At 69.9% G+C, this 21,782-nt stretch carries 19 protein-coding genes and 2 pseudogenes; 9 read left to right on the top strand and 12 right to left on the bottom strand.

Features of this window, described 5'->3' with window-relative positions:
- Nucleotides 1-138: 138 nt before the first annotated feature.
- The 8 genes from G6048_RS27595 to G6048_RS51520 all read left to right on the top strand — a co-directional run bounded on the left by G6048_RS27595 (nucleotide 139) and on the right by G6048_RS51520 (nucleotide 9,172).
- On the top strand, nucleotides 139-348 hold the full coding sequence (locus G6048_RS27595) for a hypothetical protein (RefSeq protein WP_165342292.1): 210 nt from the start codon (nucleotides 139-141) through the stop codon (nucleotides 346-348).
- A gap of 68 nt (nucleotides 349-416) precedes the next feature.
- Nucleotides 417-2,735, top strand: a complete 2,319-nt coding sequence (locus G6048_RS27590; protein ID WP_165342291.1) for a hypothetical protein — start codon at nucleotides 417-419, stop codon at nucleotides 2,733-2,735.
- The gene (locus tag G6048_RS27585; RefSeq protein WP_165342290.1) at nucleotides 2,728-3,987 is read left to right on the top strand and encodes a hypothetical protein; all 1,260 of its coding nucleotides are present in this window, start codon (nucleotides 2,728-2,730) and stop codon (nucleotides 3,985-3,987) included. The genes G6048_RS27590 and G6048_RS27585 overlap by 8 nt, the downstream gene beginning before the upstream one ends.
- Nucleotides 3,968-4,540 (top strand): hypothetical protein, encoded by a 573-nt coding sequence (locus tag G6048_RS48800; protein ID WP_206342207.1) that lies wholly within the window; start codon nucleotides 3,968-3,970, stop codon nucleotides 4,538-4,540. The genes G6048_RS27585 and G6048_RS48800 overlap by 20 nt, the downstream gene beginning before the upstream one ends.
- Before the next feature lie 25 nt (nucleotides 4,541-4,565).
- Nucleotides 4,566-5,024 carry a hypothetical protein gene (locus G6048_RS27575; RefSeq protein WP_165342279.1) on the top strand — a complete coding sequence of 153 codons (459 nt, stop codon included), beginning with the start codon at nucleotides 4,566-4,568 and terminating at the stop codon, nucleotides 5,022-5,024.
- A gap of 10 nt (nucleotides 5,025-5,034) precedes the next feature.
- Nucleotides 5,035-6,309, top strand: coding sequence for a hypothetical protein (locus G6048_RS27570; protein ID WP_165342289.1), 1,275 nt, complete (start codon nucleotides 5,035-5,037; stop codon nucleotides 6,307-6,309).
- Between the two features lie 34 nt (nucleotides 6,310-6,343).
- Entirely contained in the window at nucleotides 6,344-8,164 is a 1,821-nt protein-coding gene (locus G6048_RS27565; protein WP_165342288.1) for a DUF2272 domain-containing protein, read from the top strand.
- A 333-nt stretch (nucleotides 8,165-8,497) separates the two neighbouring features.
- Nucleotides 8,498-9,172 carry a substrate-binding domain-containing protein gene (locus tag G6048_RS51520; protein WP_328827120.1) on the top strand — a complete coding sequence of 225 codons (675 nt, stop codon included), beginning with the start codon at nucleotides 8,498-8,500 and terminating at the stop codon, nucleotides 9,170-9,172.
- 20 nt (nucleotides 9,173-9,192) lie between these two features.
- On the opposite strand, the gene G6048_RS27555 is transcribed toward G6048_RS51520, so the two are convergent.
- Together G6048_RS27555 and G6048_RS27550 are read right to left on the bottom strand one after the other, a co-directional pair.
- Nucleotides 9,193-10,236: an alpha/beta fold hydrolase gene (locus G6048_RS27555; protein ID WP_165342287.1), complete on the bottom strand. Its 1,044-nt coding sequence runs from the start codon at nucleotides 10,234-10,236 to the stop codon at nucleotides 9,193-9,195.
- A 262-nt stretch (nucleotides 10,237-10,498) separates the two neighbouring features.
- Nucleotides 10,499-11,410 carry an NAD-dependent protein deacetylase gene (locus G6048_RS27550; RefSeq protein ID WP_165342286.1) on the bottom strand — a complete coding sequence of 304 codons (912 nt, stop codon included), beginning with the start codon at nucleotides 11,408-11,410 and terminating at the stop codon, nucleotides 10,499-10,501.
- A gap of 603 nt (nucleotides 11,411-12,013) precedes the next feature.
- Between G6048_RS27550 and G6048_RS27545 the strand changes: the two genes are divergently transcribed.
- The gene (locus tag G6048_RS27545) at nucleotides 12,014-13,222 is read left to right on the top strand and encodes a glycoside hydrolase family 5 protein (protein WP_165342285.1); all 1,209 of its coding nucleotides are present in this window, start codon (nucleotides 12,014-12,016) and stop codon (nucleotides 13,220-13,222) included.
- A gap of 61 nt (nucleotides 13,223-13,283) precedes the next feature.
- Here G6048_RS27545 and G6048_RS51070 read toward each other — a convergent pair whose 3' ends face one another.
- From G6048_RS51070 to G6048_RS48795, 10 genes and pseudogenes are all read right to left on the bottom strand, one after another.
- On the bottom strand, nucleotides 13,284-13,670 hold the full coding sequence (locus G6048_RS51070) for a WD40 repeat domain-containing protein (RefSeq protein ID WP_328827117.1): 387 nt from the start codon (nucleotides 13,668-13,670) through the stop codon (nucleotides 13,284-13,286).
- Between the two features lie 24 nt (nucleotides 13,671-13,694).
- Nucleotides 13,695-13,754 (bottom strand): annotated as a pseudogene (locus G6048_RS51515) (WD40 repeat domain-containing protein); the annotation flags it as partial.
- A 115-nt stretch (nucleotides 13,755-13,869) separates the two neighbouring features.
- Nucleotides 13,870-14,595 carry a chitinase gene (locus G6048_RS27535; RefSeq protein ID WP_165342284.1) on the bottom strand — a complete coding sequence of 242 codons (726 nt, stop codon included), beginning with the start codon at nucleotides 14,593-14,595 and terminating at the stop codon, nucleotides 13,870-13,872.
- Between the two features lie 152 nt (nucleotides 14,596-14,747).
- A complete protein-coding gene (locus G6048_RS27530) occupies nucleotides 14,748-15,266 on the bottom strand; it encodes a lytic polysaccharide monooxygenase auxiliary activity family 9 protein (RefSeq protein ID WP_165342283.1) in 519 nt (172 codons plus the stop codon).
- Nucleotides 15,267-15,779: 513 nt separating this feature from the next.
- Nucleotides 15,780-15,866, bottom strand: a pseudogene (locus tag G6048_RS49965) (TetR/AcrR family transcriptional regulator); the annotation flags it as partial.
- 205 nt (nucleotides 15,867-16,071) lie between these two features.
- Nucleotides 16,072-17,298: a CaiB/BaiF CoA transferase family protein gene (locus G6048_RS27525; RefSeq protein ID WP_165342300.1), complete on the bottom strand. Its 1,227-nt coding sequence runs from the start codon at nucleotides 17,296-17,298 to the stop codon at nucleotides 16,072-16,074.
- Nucleotides 17,299-17,318: 20 nt separating this feature from the next.
- Complete coding sequence (locus G6048_RS27520; RefSeq protein ID WP_165342282.1) at nucleotides 17,319-18,464, bottom strand: acyl-CoA dehydrogenase family protein; 1,146 nt, start codon at nucleotides 18,462-18,464, stop codon at nucleotides 17,319-17,321.
- A 102-nt stretch (nucleotides 18,465-18,566) separates the two neighbouring features.
- Nucleotides 18,567-19,736, bottom strand: coding sequence for a thiolase family protein (locus tag G6048_RS27515; RefSeq protein WP_165342281.1), 1,170 nt, complete (start codon nucleotides 19,734-19,736; stop codon nucleotides 18,567-18,569).
- Nucleotide 19,737: 1 nt separating this feature from the next.
- Nucleotides 19,738-21,501, bottom strand: a complete 1,764-nt coding sequence (locus G6048_RS27510) for a class I adenylate-forming enzyme family protein (RefSeq protein ID WP_165342280.1) — start codon at nucleotides 21,499-21,501, stop codon at nucleotides 19,738-19,740.
- A gap of 64 nt (nucleotides 21,502-21,565) precedes the next feature.
- The coding region (locus tag G6048_RS48795; protein WP_206342204.1) for a hypothetical protein at nucleotides 21,566-21,782 on the bottom strand (217 nt) is incomplete at its 5' end.

Genomic DNA, 21,782 nt, shown 5'->3' with positions numbered 1-21,782 from the left:
GCCAGGGAGAGTGCGGCATGTGCATCTCCTCCGCGTAGTTCGCGGACCCTATCCTCGCACCGTGTGAGGGAGCGTCAATCCATCGTAAGCGTCTACACGTTGATGGAAGCGAGACGGACCGTCCGGATACTCGCGGTCATGGAATCCCAGCCATGGCGCGTCGTTGTCGTACGGGCTTGGCTGCACGACGGCAAGGTGGTCGCCGCACTGCTCGTGGGGGCCGAGCCGGGTTCGCCTGTGCCCGTGCGGCGTATCGCGGCAGGCTCGGTGGAGGAGGCCTGTGCCGTCCTCGCCGCCGTTCTCGGAGAATTGACGGAGGATCCTACGGATCCGGAGACGACCGGTTGACTCGGCACGCTACGGACGTCCTGCACGCTGTTGTCCACCTCCGCATCGGAGGGCAAGGAGGCAGGGCGATGGACGTGTTGGCCACGAGCCCGACCGCACCCGAACTGCAGTCCCCGTTCGCGGGTTTCGCCGGCCTGTCGGCGGACCCTGTCGGCGAGGGCGAACGTCCACAGCCGGCGACCGGGGTGGTGATCGACTCGCCGTTCGGCTCGGGACTGCACACCGAGGAACCTGAAGCGGGCGATGACGTGCTTACCGAGTTCCTCGGCGAGCTTGCCGACGACGAGTTCGAAGACGCCGTGGCTCAGCTCGTGGATGATGCCGCCGCAGCGCACCTGCAGGGTGAGACGGCGTGGTCGGCCGGGGAGGGCTCCCAGGCCGGGTTGCAGAGCTGGGCCGAATCGCTGGCCGAGCAGTCCGATCGGCTGCTCGACGGCATCACCGCCCGCCTGGAGCACGAGAATCTCACCGCCATGCCGGCGCGCGACCTTGACGCCCTGCTGGAGTCGCTGGCCCCGGCTCTGGAGCCGGTCGGGTCCCGCGAGGTCGTGTTCGAGCAGTTCCTGGGAGGTCTGCTGAAGAAGGCGGGCAGCCTGGTGAAGGGCGTCGTCAAGATCGCGAAGAAGGGGATCAGCGCGGTCTCGAAGATCCTGCCGATCGGGATATTGCTCAAGAAGCTCGGCGGTCTCGTCCGGCCGCTGCTCGCGCGTGTGATCAAGTCGGCGATGAACCGCCTGCCCGCAGCCGTGCGGCCCATCGCGGAACAGATCGCGAAGAAGCTGGGCGTCGCCGGTGGTGTGGGTGCGGCCGACGCCGCCGCCGGCGTGACCGGTACCAGTGACACGGAGCCGTCGGCCGCCTCCCAACTGGCCGGCGAGTTCGACCGCAATGTGGTCGGTCTGCTGCTGGCCCCCGACGAGATCGCGGCGGACGGCGTGCTCGCGGAGGCGGCAGCAGACGCCGAGGCCGACACGCCCGACCCGATCGGTGAACTCGACGTGGCCCGCCGCGAACTGGGCCGACGGCTCACCGAACTCCCCGCGGGCTCCTACCCGAAGCCGGAGATCCAGCAGTTCCTGCCCGTCGTGATGGCGGCACTGCCGTTGATCAAGCTCGGCCTCAAGATCATTGGTCGGCAGCGGGTGGTCGACTTCATTGCCGAGCGCATCGCTGATCTGCTGCGCACCATGGTCGGACCCGGCCCCGCCAAACAGATTGCCCGCCCGATCGTCGACGTCGGCATGAAGCTCATCGGCCTCGAAGTCCCGCCAGAGGCCGAGACCGACGTTGCCGGGGAGGCGCTGGCCGCCACGGTGGAGACGACGGCGCGGCGGGCGCTCGCGCTGCCCGCCGCGGTGCACGACGACCGGTTGTTGCTCGACGCCGCCGTGCAGCAGTTCTTCGCCGAAGCCGCCGCCGTCCACCTCCCCGGCAGGCTGCTGCGCGCCGACCTGCCCGAGCGGGAGTCGGAGCACGAGAGCGGGGTGTGGGTGCTGATGCCGAGGTCGGCTGCCCCGCGCTATCGCTTCCTCAAGTACACACGGCCGCTCGAGATCCAGGTCAGCAGGCAGGTGGCACGGGCGGTGCCGTGGTCCGACGGCGGGACCCTGGAGTCGCACCTGCTCGACCGCGGCGTACGGCACTGGCCCACCACCGCCGAGGCACACCTCTACGAACTGCTCCCCGGAGGCCACCTCGGGCACCTCCGCCACGACGACACCCTCCGTGGCGTCGCCGGAGAGGCGGAAGGCATCGCCGAGGAGATGACACCCCTCACACCGGAGATCGCCGGGCTGCTGCTCGGCGAGCCGGGCCTGGGCCGGTCCGTGCCGGGACGCGGCGGGGCGGCCCGCCCGGGCGCCGCTCCCGGCCGCCGGTTCGTCCGGCTGCGGCCCAAGGGGCGTGCGGCAGGCCGCATGGCAGGTCGGGCCGCCGGGCCACGCGCACGGGTCGGCGTGCACATCGACTCCGCCGCCACCCCGCCGCGGCTGAGGGTCGCCCTGCGGCTGAGTGAACGACAGGCCCAGGAGATGCTGGACCTGCTGACCAGGGCCGAGGGCCCGGACCTTCCCGGCGCGCTGCGCAAGGTGCAGCAGGTGCACAAGAGTTCTCTTGTGTCCCGGCTTACCGGCCAACTGGTGAAGCGGTCTCTGCTGCCGGACGCCGCAGCCGCGAAGGCGGCCGCGGAGCAGCTGGCTACGGCCGTCGACACAGGGCTCTCCGCGATGCTGCAGGGACAGACGGCACAGCTCACCGAAGCGGTCCGCGACCCGGCCCAAGGCCTCACGATCAAGCTGGACTTCGAGGGCGTCACACGGGAGAGCCTGCAGGGCACCCCTCCCGAGCCGACCGTGACAGTAACTCCCGGCTGGCGCTCCGGTGGCTGAGCCCGGAGATGACCTCCTCGCCGCCCAACTCGCGGCGGAGCTACGGCACTGGCGCCGGGCCGCCCACGAACTGACCGACCTCGACATGGTCGCCGCGCCACAGGCCTGGGCAGGTCTCGAGTCCTACCTCGGCACCAGCGTCCGGGCCGGGCTGATCAGGTCCGCCCGGACGGTGGCCACCCGCGCCGACCAGCTCGCGGCACAGCTGCCCGGCACGACGGCGCAGGACGATCTGGCACGGCTCCGCGACGGGGTGCTGTCGCTGCGCCAGTCCTATGTCCGTGCCGAGACGGTGCTCGACTTCTTCGGTGACGCTGTCGCCACGCGCACCAATCCACGCCTGGCGGAGCTCCTGCGTGGCCTGGACCTGCTGGCCGTCGATGCCATGGACCGTATCCTCGGGCCGCTCGGCATCCCGGTTCCTCCGGTGCTGGTCTATCTCGACAAGGGCCTCGGAGCATCGATCCTGCGCGCCGGGATACGGCTGTGGGATGCATCGATCTCCCCTGCTGCCGCCATCAAGATCACCCGGCATAACCTGTTGCGGCCCACTTCACTGTTCCACGAAGGAGGCCACCAGGTCGCGCACCTGACCCACTGGACCGACGAACTTGCCACCGCCCTGCACGAGGTGCTCGTGCCCACGTCGCCGGTCGCCGCGGAGGCCTGGCGTGGCTGGGCGAGCGAGGTGGCCGCCGACGTTGTCGCCTTCGTCCTGACCGGTTACGCGCCCGTGCCGGCGCTGGCCGACGTCGTGGACGGCACCACTGCCGCCGTGTACCGGATGCCGCTGGGCGATCCGCACCCCATGGGCCTGCTGCGGGTCGCGTTCAACGCCGCGCTCTGCCGGTACTGGTACGGCGCCGGGGCGTGGGACGACCTCGTGCGCATCTGGCTTTACCGCCATCCCGTGCATGCCGCGCCGCCGGAGTCCGCGCTCGTCGCACGGGCGACGCTGCCTCTGCTCCCGGAGATCGTCCGGGTGTGCACCGAGCGGCCGATGCGGGCCTTCGGCGGCCGGCCGCTCTCGGCGCTGGCCGACCCGCGCCGGGTGGCCCCCGCCGAGCTGCGCCGACTCGCCGACGGGGCCGGAGCGGCGCTGTACACCTCGAGCTATCTGCAACGGCTCGAACCCATGCGGATTCTGGCTTGGACCGTACTCCGGTCGCAGCGTCCCGATGACCACGCCGACCGCGACCTCGAGACATGGCTGCGCCGCCTCGGCGCGGACCATGCGACCGCCGCAGCCTGACCAGGGAGACAGCCATGACGCAAAGCCCGACGCCGCCGCCGGGCCCGGACCAACCGGACCTGACCCCGGGCCTGGCACCGGACCCGACAGCGGCCCCAGGACCAGGCCCGAAATCGGACCCGGCATCTCCGCCTGGCAAGGCCCCGCCGCGCAAGGCCCGTGCACGCAAGACCTCGGTTCCCAAAGCACCAGTCCCGACACCGGCTCCGGTCCCGACACCGGCTCCGGTCCCGGCTCCGGTCCCGACACCGGCTCCGGTCCCGGCTCCGGTCCCGGTCCCGGCTCCGGTCCCGGCTCCGGTCCCGGTCCCGGCTCCGGTCCCGGTCCCGGCTCCGGTCCCGGTCCCGGCACTGGCTCCCGCTTCGACTCCGGCCACGGCCCCGGCACCGGCCACGGCCCCGGCACCGGCCCCGGTCCCGGCACTGGCTCCCGCTTCGACTCCGGCCACGACACCGACACCGGCACCGGCCACGACACCGGCTCCGGTCCCGACTCCGGTCCCGGTCCCGACTCCGGCCCCGGCACCGGCCCCAGGCCCGGCACCTCCGCCTAGCGCACCGGCGCTGCCTCCCGGGGCCTTGTCGCCCGACATCGTCAACGCGATCACGGCACTGACGACGTTCCTGCGCAACGGCTCCCAGACACGTGACCCGCAGGCGTTCAGTCCCGGGCAACTCAATGTCGAGCGCGACTTCCGGGACCTGCTGGCCGGACTCGGGCGCGGCACCTCGGACTCGCCCGGCCGGATCGTGCGCCCGGTGCTGTCGGACGGGCTCCTGACACTCGGCGCGCCGCTCCCGGACAAGGCGGTCACCATCGGCGGCTACAGCCACAGCCGTAAGGAAAAAAGGATCAACAAGGTCTGGCTAGTGAATGTGTCCGAGGCCACCAAGTATCCCGGCGACCAGCAAAACCTCCGCCACCAAGACATCGTCGTCGACCACGTCGTACGGCTGCGGGTGTTCGACGAGCATGGGCGTCGCATCCTGACGGGTGTCCCGAAGATCGCCAAGCCCCCGTCCCGGCGCACCACTTGAGGAGATCACCATGTTCCGCACCCTCGCGCGCCTGCTGGCCGACTCGGGATTCGACACCAACGAGTTCTACAGGATCCATCCGCTCCAGCTCAGCCGCTGGCTGGAAGAGGCGTGGGCGCAGGGCGGCCAGGCCGACTGGCCCGGTTTCGAGACCTCCCCGACGGGTGTCACCCCGGAAGTCGTGGCCCGCCTCCAACTGCCCGGCGAAGTGGGCGGCGGACTGCTGGCCGACCTGCGTTCCGGAATCACGGTCCCCGGTGAGTTCTCCGATCCGCCCGCCGCGGGCATCGACCCCGGCGCCGCCCTGCCGTGGGACCATCTGATCTACGCCTTCCTGGTCGAGAGCACCGGTGTCGCGGAGATCCTCCGGGAGGTCGTCCGCCGCTATGTGGTGGGCGAGACGCTCGAAGCCGCCCGCGACACGACCTACAGCTGGATCCGGGCCACCGAAGAGCTGTTCTTCCGCGATCCCCCGCTGTTCTCCATCACCGGCACCACCAGCGCGCTACGACCGGACCCGCTCGTCAACCGTCGTAACGCCTACTGGCGGATGTTCGCGATGGACCTGCCGCACAAGCCGTACGGGATCCCGGGTCAGCCGTGGAAGACCGATGTCGGAGCGGCCGCCAACCTCCGGTTCGGCGAGGTGTGGATCGAACTGCTGCGCCAGGTCTGGCTCGCGTACGTGAACGACAGCAACTCGGTCGGCGCCAACCCCACCGACGCCTCGTACATCGGCTACCTGTGCCAGACGCTCTCGGAGATGATGGGGATGCGTCGGCGGGCCGGGATGCTCGCTCGTGAGGAGTTCGGCCACGTCGTCACCATGAGCTGGTTCCACCTGCTGCTCGAGACCGAGAACGAGGTGGTGGAGGACCTGCAGGCCGGCGCGGGGGCCGCTGGAAACGCCGCGGACAGGCTCGCCCGGATCGCGCAACGGGTGGGCATCACACCACCGCGCCGGGCCCGTGAGCTGTTCGAACTCGCCGACCTGGTCTCGCCGGTGATGATGTTCATCGAAGCCGGCCGGTTCAACGAGCCCAGCGATGCCGAGCTGCTGTTCCGCAGCGGCTCCCCGGAGCCGACGGTGCGCGACAAGATGAACCGCATCATCGACCTCTGGCAGTCCGCGACGGGAGAGTCGATCAAGGAAACGGGGGTACGGGTGGTCAACGGCCCGCCCTCGTCGTCTTCGCAGCCCGTCCGGCTGCCGAGCGCCCATCTGCCCGCGGCACCCGACGCGGGGAAGAGCAGCACGAACGGCTCCGCACCCGTGCGGCTCTGAGCCGACCGACACCCCTTGAGACCGGGAGGCGACGATGACCCGCCCGCAGACCTGGGACTGGACCGAGTCCCTCACCGCCGATCCACCGTCCACCGCACAGCAGCCCCCGAACTGGGTCGCCCAGGAGGTGTTCCGGCCGACCGAAAAGGGGCCCGACAATGGGGAGTCGGGCCCCGAGATGTCCCTGGCCGAGTTCGTCGCCGAAGCGCGCTACGAGTCCTTCGCTCCGGAGATCTCCGACGAGTCCGAGTCCGGGGAAGTGGAGTTGGCCGAGTGGGAGCTGGCCGGGAGCCCGGTACAGGAGGAGGCGTTCCCGTCCGGGCTGACTCTGAGCCCGGCCGTGGGCGCCACCGGAGAGAAGGAGGAGCACTGGGATCCGTACGCAACCAAACTCCCGCTCTGGGCCACTGGCCCCGCCGTCCGGTCGCATATGCTCTCCCCGAACTTCACTGTCGGCGAGCTCGTGACCAGTGGAGGGAAGGCAGCCGACGTCGCAAGGATCTCCCCCGCGCTGGTGCACTGCCTGCAGGCGTTGCGCGATCGGCTGGGCAAGCCCGTCACTATCAGCTCGGGGTACCGGTCCTGGGCACGCAACGTGGCCGTGTACCGCGATCGGGGCTCCGTCCCGACCCGCAGTCGGCATTGCAGCGGACAGGCAGCCGACATCAGTGTCGCGGGAATGTCCGGACTCGACATCGCCAAGGCCGCGCTGGACGCGTGCGGCCGGGACATCGGGGTCGGGATCGGCGCCACCTTCGCCCATATCGATGTTCGCGGGAAGTGGGAACGCTGGCCCTATGCCTCAGGGGACGCGGCGAAACGCGACATCGCCGCGATTGACGCTCACCGCCGCGGATTGCGCACCACCCCGCCGACGACGGACGGCTCTGCTTACGTCCCCGGCGGTGTCCCCAGCGGCGTTTCTGGCAGCGGCGCCCCGAGCGCCGGCTCGTTGCGGGCCAAGATCGCGCAGTTCGCCGAACAGGAGCGGGCTCGGTGGAGCAACGGGGCTCGTGTCGAAACCGAGTCGGCGATGACGGCGACGCTCCAGGACTATTACCGCACCGGCGTCGGGATCACGGTGAGCGCGTCGGAACTGCAGAGCAGTTCGTGGCAGGGCGGCCATCCATGGAGCGCGGTCTTCATCAGTTGGGTGATGCGCCAAGCCGGCGCAGGCAGCGCCTTCGCCTACAGCACGGCACATCGCGAGTACGTCAGCGCCGCCAAACACAACGCCGAGGCGGGCAACACCGCCAATCCCTTCTGGGCCTACCCGGTCGAGAAGATCGTTCCCGAGGTGGGCGACCTGGTCTGCGCGGATCGGGACGGTGGCGGCGGGTGCGGCGGTGTCACCTACGCGACGATCGACAACGGCACGGCGTGGTCGACGCACTGCGACGTCGTCACCTCTGTGGACCGGGTCGGACGCAAGCTCACCGCCGTCGGCGGCAACGTCAGCCAATCGGTGAAGGCCAAGACGATCGCGATCGACGCCCAGGGCTTCGTCGTACCCCAGCAATCAGGGCAGACCTGCCGGTACTTCGCCATCCTCAAGGTCCGCGACGGCACCCCCTCCACTTCCCAACAGGAGTCGGGACCGGCCGCACCGGCCACTGTGCTCGACCCCGACGCCGCAGCCCGGGCGATCCGTCTGAACACCTCCTACGCCCCAGCCCTACGCTGGGGCGAACACCTCGACGCCATCACCCGGCTGACTGCATCACCCGGATCGACCCCGGCGGACGCCACCTTCGCCAACGCCGTGGCGCAATGGCAGCGCGGCCGAGGACTGACACCCGACGGTGTCATCGGACCGGACTCCTGGATCGAAATGGTGAAGGTGATCAACCGCTGACAACGGCCAGCGGCAATGCCGTTGTCAGCGTCGCATTGAAGTTTCGGGGTTTCTTACTCCCCGGTTCGGAAGATCAGATTCCCGCGGGTCCCTGCGAAGGATCCGCACTCATTAAAGATCTGCCAACTTCGAACCTGCGGGTCATCGGGGCTGGTGTGGGTCGGTGATCTCCTGCTCGTGCTGGTCGTGGGCGGTTGCCTCGCCCAAGATCGTCTGTCAGGGCGTGACTTCGGTGCGGGTCAGGACGAGCAGGGCCCTCAGTAGCGTGGTCGCGTGGCGGGGTGACATGCGGAGCCTGGCCAGGATCCTTCAGTTCTTCAGGTGGGCGAAGGCGTGCTCGCAGACCGCACGGATGGACGCGATCAGCTTGTTTACCTGCTTCTTCGCCGACGTGAGCGGCTTGGTTCGGGCGGTCCTCTGGGTCCCTCGCTGCGCGGCCAATTTGCCACGACTGACCAGCCGCTCGTCGGCTCGGTCAGTGCGGACGCCGCGCTGCGCGAGCTCGCCGAGCGGCTCCCGAAGGTGACGGTGGACCGCACGGTCAGGGGCCTGCTCAGGGTGGTCGACACCCCCGGCGGCGTGCGGGAGTTGATGGCCCACCTGACCGGACTCGGCCACCGGCGCATCGCCTACCTCGGCGGCCCGCCCGGGTCCTGGATGGACCAGCAGCGCCGGAAGGCTGCCCGAACGGCAGTGGCCGACGGGGGAGGCGAACTGATCGTGCTGGACCCGGTACCGCCCCAGGTTGACGCGGGCCTGGCCGCGGCCGAGGGTCTGGTGCGCCGAGACGAGGGCGTCAGCGCGGTGCTGGTCCACAGCAGCTATGTTCTGCTCGGGCTCCTGACGGGACTGCGCGCCGCCGGGCTGCGCGTGCCCAAGGACATCAGCCTCGCCGCCTCGGACGACCTGACCGTCATCGGTCCTCGGTGCGCCGGAACCGTCGGCAACACGGCAGGGCTGACGCGAGGCGTCAGGAAACCCCCACCTCTCGATGAGAACGCCCTGTGAGGAGACCGGGCCGCGCGGCATCACGTCGCGCTGCGCTCGCTCGCCTCTCTCATGTCCCGCTCCGCGGCCCGGTTCTGCGCGGTGTCCGGCTGTCCCGCCGCGCTGCCGGGACGTCCGGCGCGGAGCAGTCCGCTCCAGTTCTCCCGGCTCCAGTCGGCCGGGCCGGTGGTACTCGTGAACTCCTCGACGAGGGAGAGGAACCGCGCGGGGTCGGTGTGGAACGGGAAGTGCCCGGCCCCCTCGAAGATCTCCAGGCGGCTGCCGGGCATCGCCTCGTGCGCCCCGTACGCGTGCCGTACGGGCACCACGCTGTCCCGGTCGCCCCATATCAGCATCGTGGGCATGCCCTCGGTGAGGTAGCAGCGGTCGAGCATGGTCACCACCTGGCCACGCCAGTCGACCACGGCGCGCAGGGTACGGATGAAGGCGCTGCGCGAGGTCGCGTCGGGAAGCGCGTCCACGAGGGTGAGCAACTCCGGTGCGTCCTGGCCCAGATCGGTGTCGAGGATTCGCATCAGGTGGGCGAACAGGCGTGCTTGCACACCCATGCCGGGCAGGCGCAGCGCGGAGAGCATCAGATGGGCACCGGGCAGCGACACCGCCCGCAGGACCGGATTCACCTCGCGGCCCACGCCGCCCGCACTGACCAGGATCAGCCGCTCCGTGCGCTCCGGGAACTGGTACGCGAACTGCATGGCGACGCCGCCGCCGAGCGAGTGCCCGACCAGCGTGGCCTGTTCGATGTCGAGCGTGGACAGCAGGTCGCGCACGCCGTTCGCGTACGCGGCGACCGAGTAGTCGGCTCGGGGCTTGTCCGAGGCGCCGTGGCCGAGCAGGTCGGGGGCGATCACCGTGTGGGTGCGGGCGAGGTCGGGGATGAGCTCGGCCCAGGTTGCCGAGGAGTCGCCGATGCCGTGGATCAGGACGAGTACCGGGCCGTGGCCGGCCATCCGGTAGGCACGGCGGTAGCCGTGCACGACGCGGTGGTGCAGCCGTAGTTCTCCGTCGCCCACCGGGCGCAGCCGCTTGATGCGCCGCGGGCGCTGTCGTGGGACGTCGACCACCGGCTCACCTCCCGTTCCGGGCCGCGGAAAATGCGGCTCCAAGCGCTCGGTTCCAGCGTAGGGCCCTTGTCCCACAAGGGATTTCCGTGAGGTTTCGCCTCCGCTACTGAGCTTGTGGGCGTGGTGTCGCGAGAGGCTGACGCCCGGTGATCGTCGCGGTGTACCCGAGGTATGAGGTATCCGCTCCGTCGCAGCCAGGTCGTGATCAGCCAGGGCGGCAAGAAGGGCTGGCGCGATGCACTCCGGTGACGGCCCGTCACCGTCATTCCTTCGCCCGGGCCGTCGCCTCGTCGTCAATGGGGATGCCCAGTAGGCCGGCCACGGCGGTGAGGGCTGTTCCCAGCGGGAGTGCGACCCGGGTGACGGCGTGCCGGTCGCCCCGGGTCGGGGCCCGGTTGACGATCAGCACCGGTTTCCCGGTCTGGGCTGCCTGGCGGACGAACCGGAGCCCGGACATCACCGTCAGTGAGGAGCCCAGGATCAGCAGCGAGCTCGCCTCGCGGACCAGCTGGCGGCAGTGCTCGACGCGCGGCGGCGGAACGGCCTCGCCGAAAAACACCACGTCCGGTTTGACGATGCCGCCGCACAGCGCGCAGGGCACCACGCGGAAGCCCTCGACCTGCTCGTCGGTGAGGTCGGCGTCGCCGTCCGGGTTGATTGCGGAGGCCACCGGCTCGAAGCCGGCATTGACCTCCTGAAGTCGCCGGGCGAGTTCGCGGCGCGGGCTGAAGGCCCCGCAGGAAAGGCAGGCGACCCGCTCCAGGCTCCCGTGGAGTTCCACGACGCCCTCGCTGCCGGCGGCCTGGTGCAGGCCGTCGACGTTCTGGGTGATCACACCCGAGAGCAGGCCGAGCCGCCCGAACGCGGCCACGGCCCGGTGTCCGGCGTTGGGGCGGGCGCGGCCGAAGGTACGCCAGCCGAGGTGGCTGCGCGCCCAGTACCGACGCCGGGCCTGGGCACTGGCGGTGAAGTCCTGGTAGGTCATCGGGGTGTGCCGGCTCAGGCTTCCGCCCTCACCCCGGTAGTCGGGGATGCCCGACTCCGTGGAGATGCCCGCCCCGCTGAGCACCAGTACACCGCCGGTGCCAAGCGCACCGGCGACCGGCTCCAGGTCCGTGGTGCCCGGCGGCAGGTCCTCAGTAGGGGTCCAGTTCAAAGTGGGGCGCATGCGCATGCCGCCAGGGTACGGAACAGGCTGCTACCAGGAATGTTCCAAGATCTCCTGGGTTGTACACAAGTTCAGCCCATTCCTGTCGAGTTGAGGCGCGCAGAAATGCACCGTGGGGGAGACGCTCGGTGCGACAGAACCCGGCGTACAGCCCGACTCGTCTGCCAGCAGGGCTCTGACCTGGTCTTTTAGCCTGGTCGGGGTCCTTTGCCGTGGTGAGCACATCCCGCTTCTGCCTGGGAGTTCCCGGGAGTTCCCGCGCAAGTGTGCACGCGTTGTGCACTGGTAGAGGACCTCGGCGATCGCGCCGGTGTCCTCTTCGCACAGCCCCGGGATGGCAAGGGCATGCGCCGCAGGGACACCCCCATGGCCGCACCCGCCGCCCTCCACGACCGCACCCCGCTCTACGCCCACGGGACGGGCCGCAGCGTCGTCACGCCCCCTCTCGCGCGATCCGCGGCTTTGGCCCTCGATCCGGCGCGTTCGCCGCACGCCTTCCTCGGCATTTCCGTTGTCTACTCCCCGGACCGGCCTTATGGACAACTCTCGTTGGCGCGAGAGTCGACATCCAGGCATCTCCAACGACCCGGAGAACGGAAAAGGGGAGCAATGCGTACTGTCGTCAGGAAGCCGGCCCTCGGCGCCGCCGTGGGTGTCCTGGTCCTCACCGCGTCGGCCACGGCCGTCGCCGAACCGGCCGGCACGGCCAGGGCCGAACCGCGCGCTGCTGCGCAAGCGCCGCCGACCGTGTCGTTACGGGACGGCACATGGCTCAAGAACGGACAAGTGTGGCTGCCGCGCGGGTTCAACATGGTGGGACTGGCCCCTCCGCAGAAATGCCTCGGCTCCAATGACGAGCCCGACCCGTGGGTGGGGCTGGCGCACACGACCTTCGCCCAGCACGGTGAGGCGGAACTGAAGGCCGCCAGGGACGACTGGAAGGCCGACACCGTGCGCTTCCAGGTGAGCGAGTCCGGACTCGACCCCCAGCACGAGTACTACGACGGCGGGCGTTACCTGACGTCGGTCGAGAACGGCGTGAAACTCGCCCGGGACCTGGGCTTCGTGGTGATTCTGTCCGTCCAGGACCAGGGCCCCGGCTGCGGTGACGCAGACGAGCTGCCCACGGCGGAGACCGAACGCGCTCTGCGGACCCTGGTCCCCGAGTTCAAGCAGGACCGTGGCGTGATGTTCGAGCTGTTCAACGAGCCCGACACCGACCCCGGCACGGGGAGCTCACAGCCCCGTCCGGCCGAGTGGGAGCGGTGGCGCGACGGCGACGCCGAGCACTTGGGCCAGCAGCAACTGGTCGAGATCGTGCGGGAATTGGGCGCACGCAACGTGCTGCTGGCCGACGGCCCCCGGAAAGGAGCCACCTTCGAGGGAATGGGGAACCACCGGCTGAAGGACAAGCTGAACCAGACCGCCTACGCCGCGCACCCCTACTGGTTCCACCGCGAGGGCAGCCCCGTGGAGGAGGACCGGAAGTGGTGGGCAGACCGCTTCGGCTACCTGACCGACAGGGGCGCGGCGGTCATCGCCACCGAGTGGAACGCCTACGGGGAGATCAACAAGGAAGGGGGGCGCGCTGCCATGGAGGCCTTCCTGGACTACTTGCCAGAGCGGAACATCGGCATCACCGCCCACGCGTTCGATGCCAAGGGGACCATGGTGAAGACCCTGCATCCCTACTGGAGGCCCACCACCCTGAACGACGGCCCGGGCAACTGTGCTGAACCGCCTCTGGTCCACTGCGGGCCCGAGGCCGGAGAAAAGGTCAAGGAGCTCTACAAGGACCTGTCGGCCTCACCCTCCTGATCATCACCGGCGGCCCGGCGGGGCGTGACCCGTACCCCCCGGGCCACGCCCTCCAGGGCTGTCAAATGCGCTCGTCGCGCAGGCCGAAGTCGTCGCCCCGGTGCCAGCCCCTGTTGATGCGGGGGCTGTCGTGGGTGTCGTCCGGGAATGAAGTGTCGCCAGTCCTCGGGGTGAGGTCGCGGTCGAGTGTGGTGCACAGCCGCGTGGCCGTGTGCTGAGGGTTGGTGTTCCACAGTTGGGCGGTGGCGAGGGTGCGGCCGTCGGGGCTGAAGACGACCGCGTGGACGATCCCGGTGTGGCCTGTCATCGTGGCGAGCGGCTTGCCGGTGGCGGCCGACCACAGGCGCACCGTGCCATCCTCCCCGACCCCGGACACCGTACGGCCGTCAGGGCTGATGGCCACCGCGTTCACGCCGCCGTCGGGGACGGTGCGCGTGGCGCGTGCCACGTGCCGTGTGATGTCCCACAGCCGCACCGTGCCATCGGCGGCCCCGCTGGCCGCCAGACGGCCGTCGCGGCTGAACGCGACGCTCGTGACCGAGCACGACGTGCTGGCGGGCGGTGACCTTGCTCACCGCCGGCGCGGTGAAGGGCTGAGGGATCGCGTCCCGCCGCGAGGCGGGGCGCGACCCCTGGTGGGGCGGGCGTCAGCAGCTGAGGTTGCCGCCCGGGGTCACGCCCAGGATCTGCGTGAACTGCTGGTATTTGTCGATGCGGCTCTGTACCTGCGACGGATTTCCGCCGTTGCACTCCAGGCTGCCGTTGATGCTGCGGATGGTCTCGCCGAATCCGGCGCTGTTGACCATGGCGTTGTGCGGCGTCATGGTCCCGGGGCCGGTCTGCGTGTTCCAGTACCAGAGCCCGGTCTTCCAGGACACGGCGGAGTCGTTCTGCACCAGGTCGGGGTTGTTGAGCAGATCGATGCCCAGGGCGTCGCCCGCCGCCTTGTAGTTGAAGTTCCAGCTCAGCTGGATCGGACCCCGGCCGTAGTACTTGTCGTGGCCCGCGGGGCAGCCGTACGGCTGGCTCGTATCGCAGTAGTGCGGGTAGTTGGCGGTGTTCTCCTCGACGATGTGGACCAGGCCGCCCGTCTCATGGCTGACATTCGCCAGGAAGGCGGCGGCCTCTTGCTTGCGCACGGTGTCGCTGCCGGTCGTGGTGAAACCGGGGTAGGCGCTCAGCGCGGCCGTGAGGCCGCTGTACGTGTAGAACGAGTTCCGGTTCGGGAACATCTGGTTGAACTGGCTTTCACTGACGACGAAATCGGCGGCTGCCGTCGTCTTCTGCGCCAGGGCCGGCGGGGCGAGGGTCGCAAAGGAGAGCAGGGCTGCCGCACCGGTGGCGGTCAGCAGCCCGAGCGTACGTCGACGCATGGGGAATCACTCCATGGATCAGGGCGCGAGAGAGCGCACGTTTCCCGTTGGAGGGAAACGGTGGGGGTGTGGGGGGTGTCCGTGAGTGTGCGCGGGTGTCATCGCCCGCACAGGCGAACCGGCGTTCCACCCATGGTCCGTGAACTGTCGCTTCAGCCGCCGACGTTGACGTCGATGCAGGCGTAGAAGGCGTTGGCGGTGTCGGCGATGTTCCAGACGGCCAGCACCTTCTGCTGGCCGCTGAGCCCGCCGAAGTTCACCTGGTGGGTGACGGTCGAGCCGGGCTGGGCACCGTTGTCGTTGAACTCGGCGATCTTCTGTCCACCGGCGAAGTACTGCCAGGTGCTGGTGGAGTGACGGGCTGTCAGGGTCCACTGGAACTCCGTGGTGCTGCTCACCGGAGTGACCTTCCAGCCCTTGCCGTCGTCGTCGAGCTCGGCGAAGCGTGAGTTGCCGCCGCTGCAGCTGGTCAGCCCCTTCGGGCCCTCGACACTCTGCGGCTCGTACTTGATGTCGCCGCAGCCGATCGTCCCGGCCGCACACTGTGCCTGCCTGCTCGGCGGATTGGAGATGTAACCGTGTGCGCTCGCGGAGGACGCGGGCAGGCTCACGGCGATCACCGGGGCGAGCGCCGCGCCGACGAGCACGGCCGTCTTCTTCCTTGCGTGCATGTTCTCTCCTTCACTGGAGGCCCGTCCCGCGGATGTGCAGGGTTGCGGGGAACCCGGTACGGCGGGTCGGCTTCTCGTGGGTGGGGGACCAAGAGTGCGAAGGTCGGCAGCGCGAATCCCGTGTGCAGACGCGACGGGGTACACCAGTCCGGACGGGACACGCTACTTGGACTAGACCATACCGGCGGACGTGGTCGCGTCAAGAGTGCTGCGTGAGGAGGAAGTTGGGAGGACGGCTTACCCCTGGCCGACAGGCAGGTCGCTGCACGGACGTACACAATGGCAAATCACCAAGGTCGGCATGGAACGCGATGCCAGGCGATACAGGCCACGCACGGCGAATTCCCGGCCGTCCGCGCACCTCATGGGGTCTGGTTGGCCGAGAGCTCCGCGGGGAGGGTTTCCAGTCCTCGGAAGAGGAGGTTGCCGCGCCGCCTCAGCTCTTTCAACGGTGGCGCCGGCGGTCGCCTGGGCCACGTTTGAGCAGCGGGGGCGGTCAGCCGTCCTTCCGTACGCGGCGGAGAGGAAGGGCCCGAGTTCCCGGGCCACGGTCGTCAGTGCGCGGACGTTCCGCTCAGCCCGGGCGATGAGATCGTCTCCTCCGCCGGAGGGCTGATCACCGCTGCCGTATGTGACGGGAGACGAGAACGGAAGTGACCCGCGCCGGAACCTGATGCCGAGCGATCGTCGTGCGAATGCCCGCCGTCCGTGCACGTCGTACGCCGTCAGCATCGTCCACGGTCTTCGTACGCTGCGACCGCCGATGGTCATCCCGATGGCGCCGTCGAGGCATGGATCCGGCACCTCAGCGAGGGGTCGGGGCCACCGCGCCTTGTGCGCGCAGCGCAGCGATGTCGTCCTCGGTGACGCCGAGTTCGGTGAGCAGGGCGTCGGTGTGCTGACCGAGTGCGGGGATCCCACCCATCGGTGGCTCGTAGCCGGCGATGACCGGAGGTGGAAGCAGGGCGGGTACCTGACCGTGAGGCGTGTCGATCCGGCGCCACCGGTCGCGGGCCGTCAGATGCGGATGGGATATGACCTCGCTCGGTGTGTTGAACCGGGCATTCCCGATCCCTGCGGCATCCGCGTCGCTCTGCACCTGCGTCAGGTCATGGCGTGCGCACCAGTCGGCGATCTCCGCGTCCAGGAGCTCACGGTGCGCGACCCGGCCGGAGGTGGTACGAAAGCGTTCGTCGTCGGCCAGGTCGGGCCGGCCGAGAAGGTCGCGCGCGAATCGCCGCCATTCCCGGTCGTTCGTCGTGCCCAGGACGACGGTCTGGCCGTCCGCTGTGCGGTAGGCGCCGTACGGCGCCACCGCGGGCGAGCCCATGCCGACCGGCTGCTGGTCCACACCCGTGTGCAGCGTGTAGGTGAGCTGATATCCCATCAACTCCGTCATCGTGTCGAACAAGCTCACCGCGACCGCGGCGGCGCCGCGACCATGGCCACGCTCCTTGCCGCAGAGCAGCGCCAGAACCGACAACGCGGCATACAGGCCGGTGCACACGTCGGCCATCGGCGGACCGGGCTTGGCCGGCGCACCGGGAAAGCCCGTCATCGCGCATGCGCCCGACTCCGCCTGGGCCAGCAGATCGTAAGCGCGCTTGTGGGACAGCGGACCTCCCGGCCCGTAACCGTCGATCTCCACGGCGATGAGTTCCGGGTGGCTGACGGCCAGGTCGGCGGGCGCGATTCCGAGCCTCGCCGTGGCACCGGGAGCAAGATTGGAGACCATCACATCGGCGCGGTCGAGCAACCGGCGGAGTACCGCCATCCCGGCCGGATCCTTCAGGTTCAGCGTGACCGACTCCTTGCCCCGGTTGACCCATACGAAGTGCGCCGCCATGCCGCCCACCACGTCGTCGTAGTGCCGGGCGAAGTCACCGCCTTCCGGGTTCTCCACCTTGATCACCCGAGCCCCGAAGTCACCGAGGGTGCGGGTGCAGATGGGGGCCGCCACCGCCTGCTCCAGGGACACCACCGTGATGCCCGCCAGTGGCCCGGCCGGCTTGGCCTCGCGCGCCTCGCTCATGGGGCCGCCCGCGCCGCCCGTCACGCGTGCTCCCGCAGCAACTGCCTGCCCACGATGAGCTTCTGGATCTCGCTCGTCCCCTCGTAGATGCGGAACAGTCGCACGTCCCGGTAGAAGCGCTCGACGGGAACGTGGCGCATGTATCCCATACCCCCGTGTATCTGGACGGCACGGTCGGCCACCCGGCCCACCATCTCGCTGCAGAACAGTTTCGTGGAGGACGGCGCCAGCCTGCGGTCCTCGCCCGAGTCGTACGCGCGGGCCGCCTCAAGGACCATGGCGCGGCCCGCATACATCTCGGCGTGTGACTCGGCGAGCATGGCCTGGACGAGCTGGAACTCGCCGATGGGACGCCCGCCCTGCCGGGTGACCGAGGCGTGCGTGACGCTTTCGTCCAGGATGCGCCCGGCCAGCCCCACACACATCGCCGCTACGCTCAGACGTCCCCTCGCCAGCGACCGCATGGCGGTGCGGAATCCCTCTTCCTCGCGTTCTCCGACGAGGGCACTCGCCGGAAGGCGTACGTCGTCGAAGAAGACCTCGGCGCTCAAGGCACCCGACTGGCCCATCTTGTGGTCCCTTGGACCGACAGTGAGACCCGGGGTGTCCGCGTCGACGGCGAAGACGGAGATCCCCTCGGCGCCCGTGTTCTGCGGCCCGGTGCGGGCGAACACCATGAAGACACCGGCGAGCGGGGCATTGGTGATGAACCGTTTGCTGCCGTTCAGGACGTAGCCGTCCCCGTCGCGTGCGGCACGGGTCCTGATACCGCTGGGGTCCGAGCCCGCCTCCGCCTCCGTGAGCGTGAACGCCGCGATCAACTCCCCGGAGGCCATCCGCGGCAGATAGCGCCGCTTCTGCTCCTCGGTGCCGGTACTCGCCAGGAGTTGGCCGGCGACCCCGTTGTTGATGCTGAACATCGAGCGGAACGCGGGCGTGGTGTAGCCGATCTCCAGAGAAAGGCGCACGTCCTCCGTCATGGAGAAGCCAAGGCCGCCGTACTCCTGGGGCAGTGCGTAGCCGAACAGGCCCATGGCCGCGGCCTTCTCGCGGAGGTCCGCCGGGATCTCGTCCTTCTCCTCGATCTCGTTCTCGCGCGGGACGACCTTCTCGCGCACGAAGGCCCGCACCGCCGCCAGAACGGCGTCGAACTCGTCAGGTTCCATTGGCTTTTCGCACTCCTCGGTTGTGGGCGCCTGGTCGAGCGGGCCCCAGGGCTCGGGCTGCTTGGGCCGCTTGGCCACTCCAGCTGCTCCGGCTGCTCGTGCTCAGCGGGGAAGGAGTTCCAGGACGGTGGCGTTCGCCATGCCGCCGCCCTCGCACATCGACTGCAGGCCGTAGCGGGTGCCGGTGGCTCGCATGTGGTGGAGCAGCGTCGTGGTCAGCCGGGCGCCGGAGGCTCCCAGGGGATGGCCGAGGGCGATGGCGCCGCCGTCGGGATTGAGCCGGTCCGGATCGGCGCCGGTCTCGGCGAGCCAGGCGCAGGTCACGCTGGCGAACGCCTCGTTGATCTCGAAGGCGCCGATGTCCTCGATGCCCAGACCGGCGCGCTTCAGGACCTTCTCGGTGGCTGGCATGGGGCCGGTCAGCATCGTCACGGGGTCGACTCCGACGACGGCGAAGGAGTGGAAGCGGGCGATCGGGCGCAGACCGAGTTCACGCGCCTTCTCGCCGCTCATGACCAGCAGCGCCGAGGCACCGTCCGATATCTGCGAGGAGTTGCCGGCCGTGACCACGCCGTCCTCGGTGAAAGCGGGCTTCAGACCCGCCATCGTGGCGGCCGTGCCGCCCCGCCGTATTCCCTCGTCCGTGTCGACGGTGCGTACGGAACCGTCCTCATCCGTCACGTCCACCGGCACGATCTGGGACTTGAACCGCCCCTCGTCGATCGCTGCCGCCGCGTTGGCGTGCGACCGGAGGCTGTGCGCGTCGAGTTGCTCCCGGCTCAGCCGCCAGCGCCGCGCGATCTCCTCGGCGCCCAGCCCCTGGCTGAACCGGGAGACGCCGTACCGGGCCTGCACGGCAGGGCCGAAGGGTTCGCCGGGGCCCCGCTCGCGGCCGGAGCCCAGCGGTACGCGGCTCATCGACTCCACGCCGCCCGCGACCACGATGTCGTACTGACCGCTCATCACTCCCGCGGCGGCGAACTGCGCCGCCTGCTGCGAGGATCCGCACTGCCGGTCGATGGTGACGCCCGGCACTTCCTCAGGCCATCCGGCGGCCAGGACGGCGAAACGGCCGACGCAGCCGCCCTGCTCACCGGTCTGCGAGACGCAGCCCCACAGCACGTCCTCGACCAACGCCGGGTCCAGGTCGTTGCGTTCGGCCAGGGCCCGCAGCACCACGGCGGACAGGTCTACCGGGTGCACAGTGCTCAACGAGCCGTTCCGCTTGCCCACGGGGGTACGGACGGCGTCCACGATGACCGCGTCACGCATGTCAGACCTGCCTTTCCGCCGTGTCCGGCGCGCTGGATTCCTGTGTGCCCGAGGGGGGTTCGCCCGGGCCTCGAGTCGTCCGGGCCAGGCGGCGGAGCTCGGTTTTCAGCACCTTTCCGGCCGGGGACAGGGGAAGTTCGTCGACGAAACGGACCTCTCTGATCCGCTTGTACGGCGTCACGCGCTCCGCGACGTACTCCATCAGCTCCTCGGCCATCGCGCGCGGCTCAGCGGCGGGGACCACGAAGGCGACGGGGACCTCGCCGACGGCAGGCACTGCCCTCCCGACGACCGATGCCTGGAGCACTGCGGGGTGTCCGCCGAGGATGTCCTCCAGCTCGCGCGGGTACACGTTGTAGCCCTTGTAGATGAGCATGTCCTTTGATCTGCCGGAGACGTACAGGAAGCCGTCCGCGTCGAGGTGGCCGGTATCGCCGGTGCGCAGCCAGCCGTCGACGAACTGCGCGGCGGTCTCGTCCGGGCGGTCGAGGTAGCCCGAGGCCACCTGAGGGCCCCGCATCCAGATCTCGCCGCGCTCGCCCCGCAGCACCTTCCGGCCGGGATCCAGCGGGTCCCGGATCTCCAGCTCGGTGTCGAACAGGGGGACCCCCTGGCTGCCCGGCTTGCGCAGCCCGGCCTTCGCGATCGGGCCGCTGGACACGGTTGCTGTCGCCTCCGTCAGGCCGTAACCCTCGATGACGGCGGCGTTGGGGAAGACCTCTGTCAGCTGCTCCAACGAGTGCGTGTCTATGGGGGCGCCGCCCGACACCACGGCCTTGACCGAGCTGAGGTCCCGCGTGCGGATGGCCGGTGTCGCCAGCAGGGCGTGATAGAGCGCCGGGGCGCCGGGGATGTACGCGATTCGGTGCCGTTCCACCTGCTCCAGGTACGACTCCGCATGGAAGCGGCCGCTCAGGATGGTGGTGGCGCCGCACAGGAGGAAGAAGTTGAGGCTGATCAGGCCAAGGGCGTGGAACAAGGGCGAGATGCACAGCGTGGCGTAGCTGCCCGGTGCCAGGGCGTAGTCGCCGGAGGTCTCCAAGGGGTCCAGCACCACACCGCCTTCGCTGTCGAGCCCGGGGAGCGCCCCGGAGCGCCAGCAGGCGACCTGGATGGTGTTGGCGACGATGTTGCGGTGCAGTATGCGCACTCCCTTGGGTGCTCCGGTGGTTCCGCCGGTGTACCCGTACTGGGCGACGGAGTCGGTGGGGACCAGCACCTCTGGCGGGCGGGTGCTCTGGCCTGCGACGAGGGCCTCCAGGGGGGTGCCCGCCTTCCCGAAGATCTTTGCGCAGTCATCCGGCCTGTCGGCCGGGGCCGATGCGCTGGGCGGCACGATGACGACCAGCCGGACCGGCAGCCCGTCGATCGCCTCGGCCAGCACCGGTGCCGGCTCCGGATGGGTCACTACGGCTGCCGCGGAGCAGTCGGCGAGCTGGGCGCGCAGGGCTCTGGCCGGCTGGGCGGGGTTGGCCGGGCATGCTGTCGCGCCGGCGAGCGTGATGCCGTAGTAGGCGACGGCGAACCACAGGGTGTTGGGCAGGTGAAGGGCGACCACGTCACCCTGCCGTATGCCGTGCGCCCTGAGGCCGTGTGCGAACGCGGCAGCCTGTTCGTACAGGCCGGTGAAGGTGAGAACCTGGTCGCCGTCGCGTATGGCCGCCCGGTCGCGGTAGCGGCGGGCCGAGCCGGCGAGCACCGCGCCGAGCGGGACATCGGGGTAGTCGAGGCGGCGAGGCAGTCCCGCGGGCCAGTAGTCGGTCATGTGCCGCTCCCTTCCCGCGCCGGCCCGCGGTCGGCCATGCAGGGCTTTCGCGTGGTACGCCGGTTCATCGCACGACCTCCGCGTCGAAAAGCTTCTTGATCTGCTCGGGCTTCCGGCCCGTCTCGGCGAGGACCTGCGCTGTGTGCTCGCCCGGAAGGGGGGCCGGCCGGGTGTGCCGGTGGTGCTGGAGCGGCTGTTCCACTCTGCGGCGACCGTCACAGAAACAGCTCCTCGAATGCTCGGGCGTACGCCCTGAGGCCGCCCTGCGGGCGGGTGATCTC

The organism is Streptomyces ureilyticus (assembly GCF_011045025.1).
Lineage (GTDB): Bacteria > Actinomycetota > Actinomycetes > Streptomycetales > Streptomycetaceae > Streptomyces > Streptomyces ureilyticus.
This window is presented reverse-complemented; position numbering and strand designations above follow the sequence as displayed.

Coding starts and splice junctions, on each gene's coding strand:
- G6048_RS27595 (WP_165342292.1), top strand. CDS start 139: ATGGAATCCCAGCCATGGCGCGTCGTTGTCGTACGGGCTTGGCTGCAC.
- G6048_RS27590 (WP_165342291.1), top strand. CDS start 417: ATGGACGTGTTGGCCACGAGCCCGACCGCACCCGAACTGCAGTCCCCG.
- G6048_RS48800 (WP_206342207.1), top strand. CDS start 3,968: ATGCGACCGCCGCAGCCTGACCAGGGAGACAGCCATGACGCAAAGCCC.
- G6048_RS27570 (WP_165342289.1), top strand. CDS start 5,035: ATGTTCCGCACCCTCGCGCGCCTGCTGGCCGACTCGGGATTCGACACC.
- G6048_RS27565 (WP_165342288.1), top strand. CDS start 6,344: ATGACCCGCCCGCAGACCTGGGACTGGACCGAGTCCCTCACCGCCGAT.
- G6048_RS27550 (WP_165342286.1), bottom strand. CDS start 11,410: ATGCGCATGCGCCCCACTTTGAACTGGACCCCTACTGAGGACCTGCCG.
- G6048_RS27545 (WP_165342285.1), top strand. CDS start 12,014: ATGCGTACTGTCGTCAGGAAGCCGGCCCTCGGCGCCGCCGTGGGTGTC.
- G6048_RS27535 (WP_165342284.1), bottom strand. CDS start 14,595: ATGCGTCGACGTACGCTCGGGCTGCTGACCGCCACCGGTGCGGCAGCC.
- G6048_RS27530 (WP_165342283.1), bottom strand. CDS start 15,266: ATGCACGCAAGGAAGAAGACGGCCGTGCTCGTCGGCGCGGCGCTCGCC.
- G6048_RS27525 (WP_165342300.1), bottom strand. CDS start 17,298: ATGAGCGAGGCGCGCGAGGCCAAGCCGGCCGGGCCACTGGCGGGCATC.
- G6048_RS27520 (WP_165342282.1), bottom strand. CDS start 18,464: ATGGAACCTGACGAGTTCGACGCCGTTCTGGCGGCGGTGCGGGCCTTC.
- G6048_RS27515 (WP_165342281.1), bottom strand. CDS start 19,736: ATGCGTGACGCGGTCATCGTGGACGCCGTCCGTACCCCCGTGGGCAAG.
- G6048_RS27510 (WP_165342280.1), bottom strand. CDS start 21,501: ATGACCGACTACTGGCCCGCGGGACTGCCTCGCCGCCTCGACTACCCC.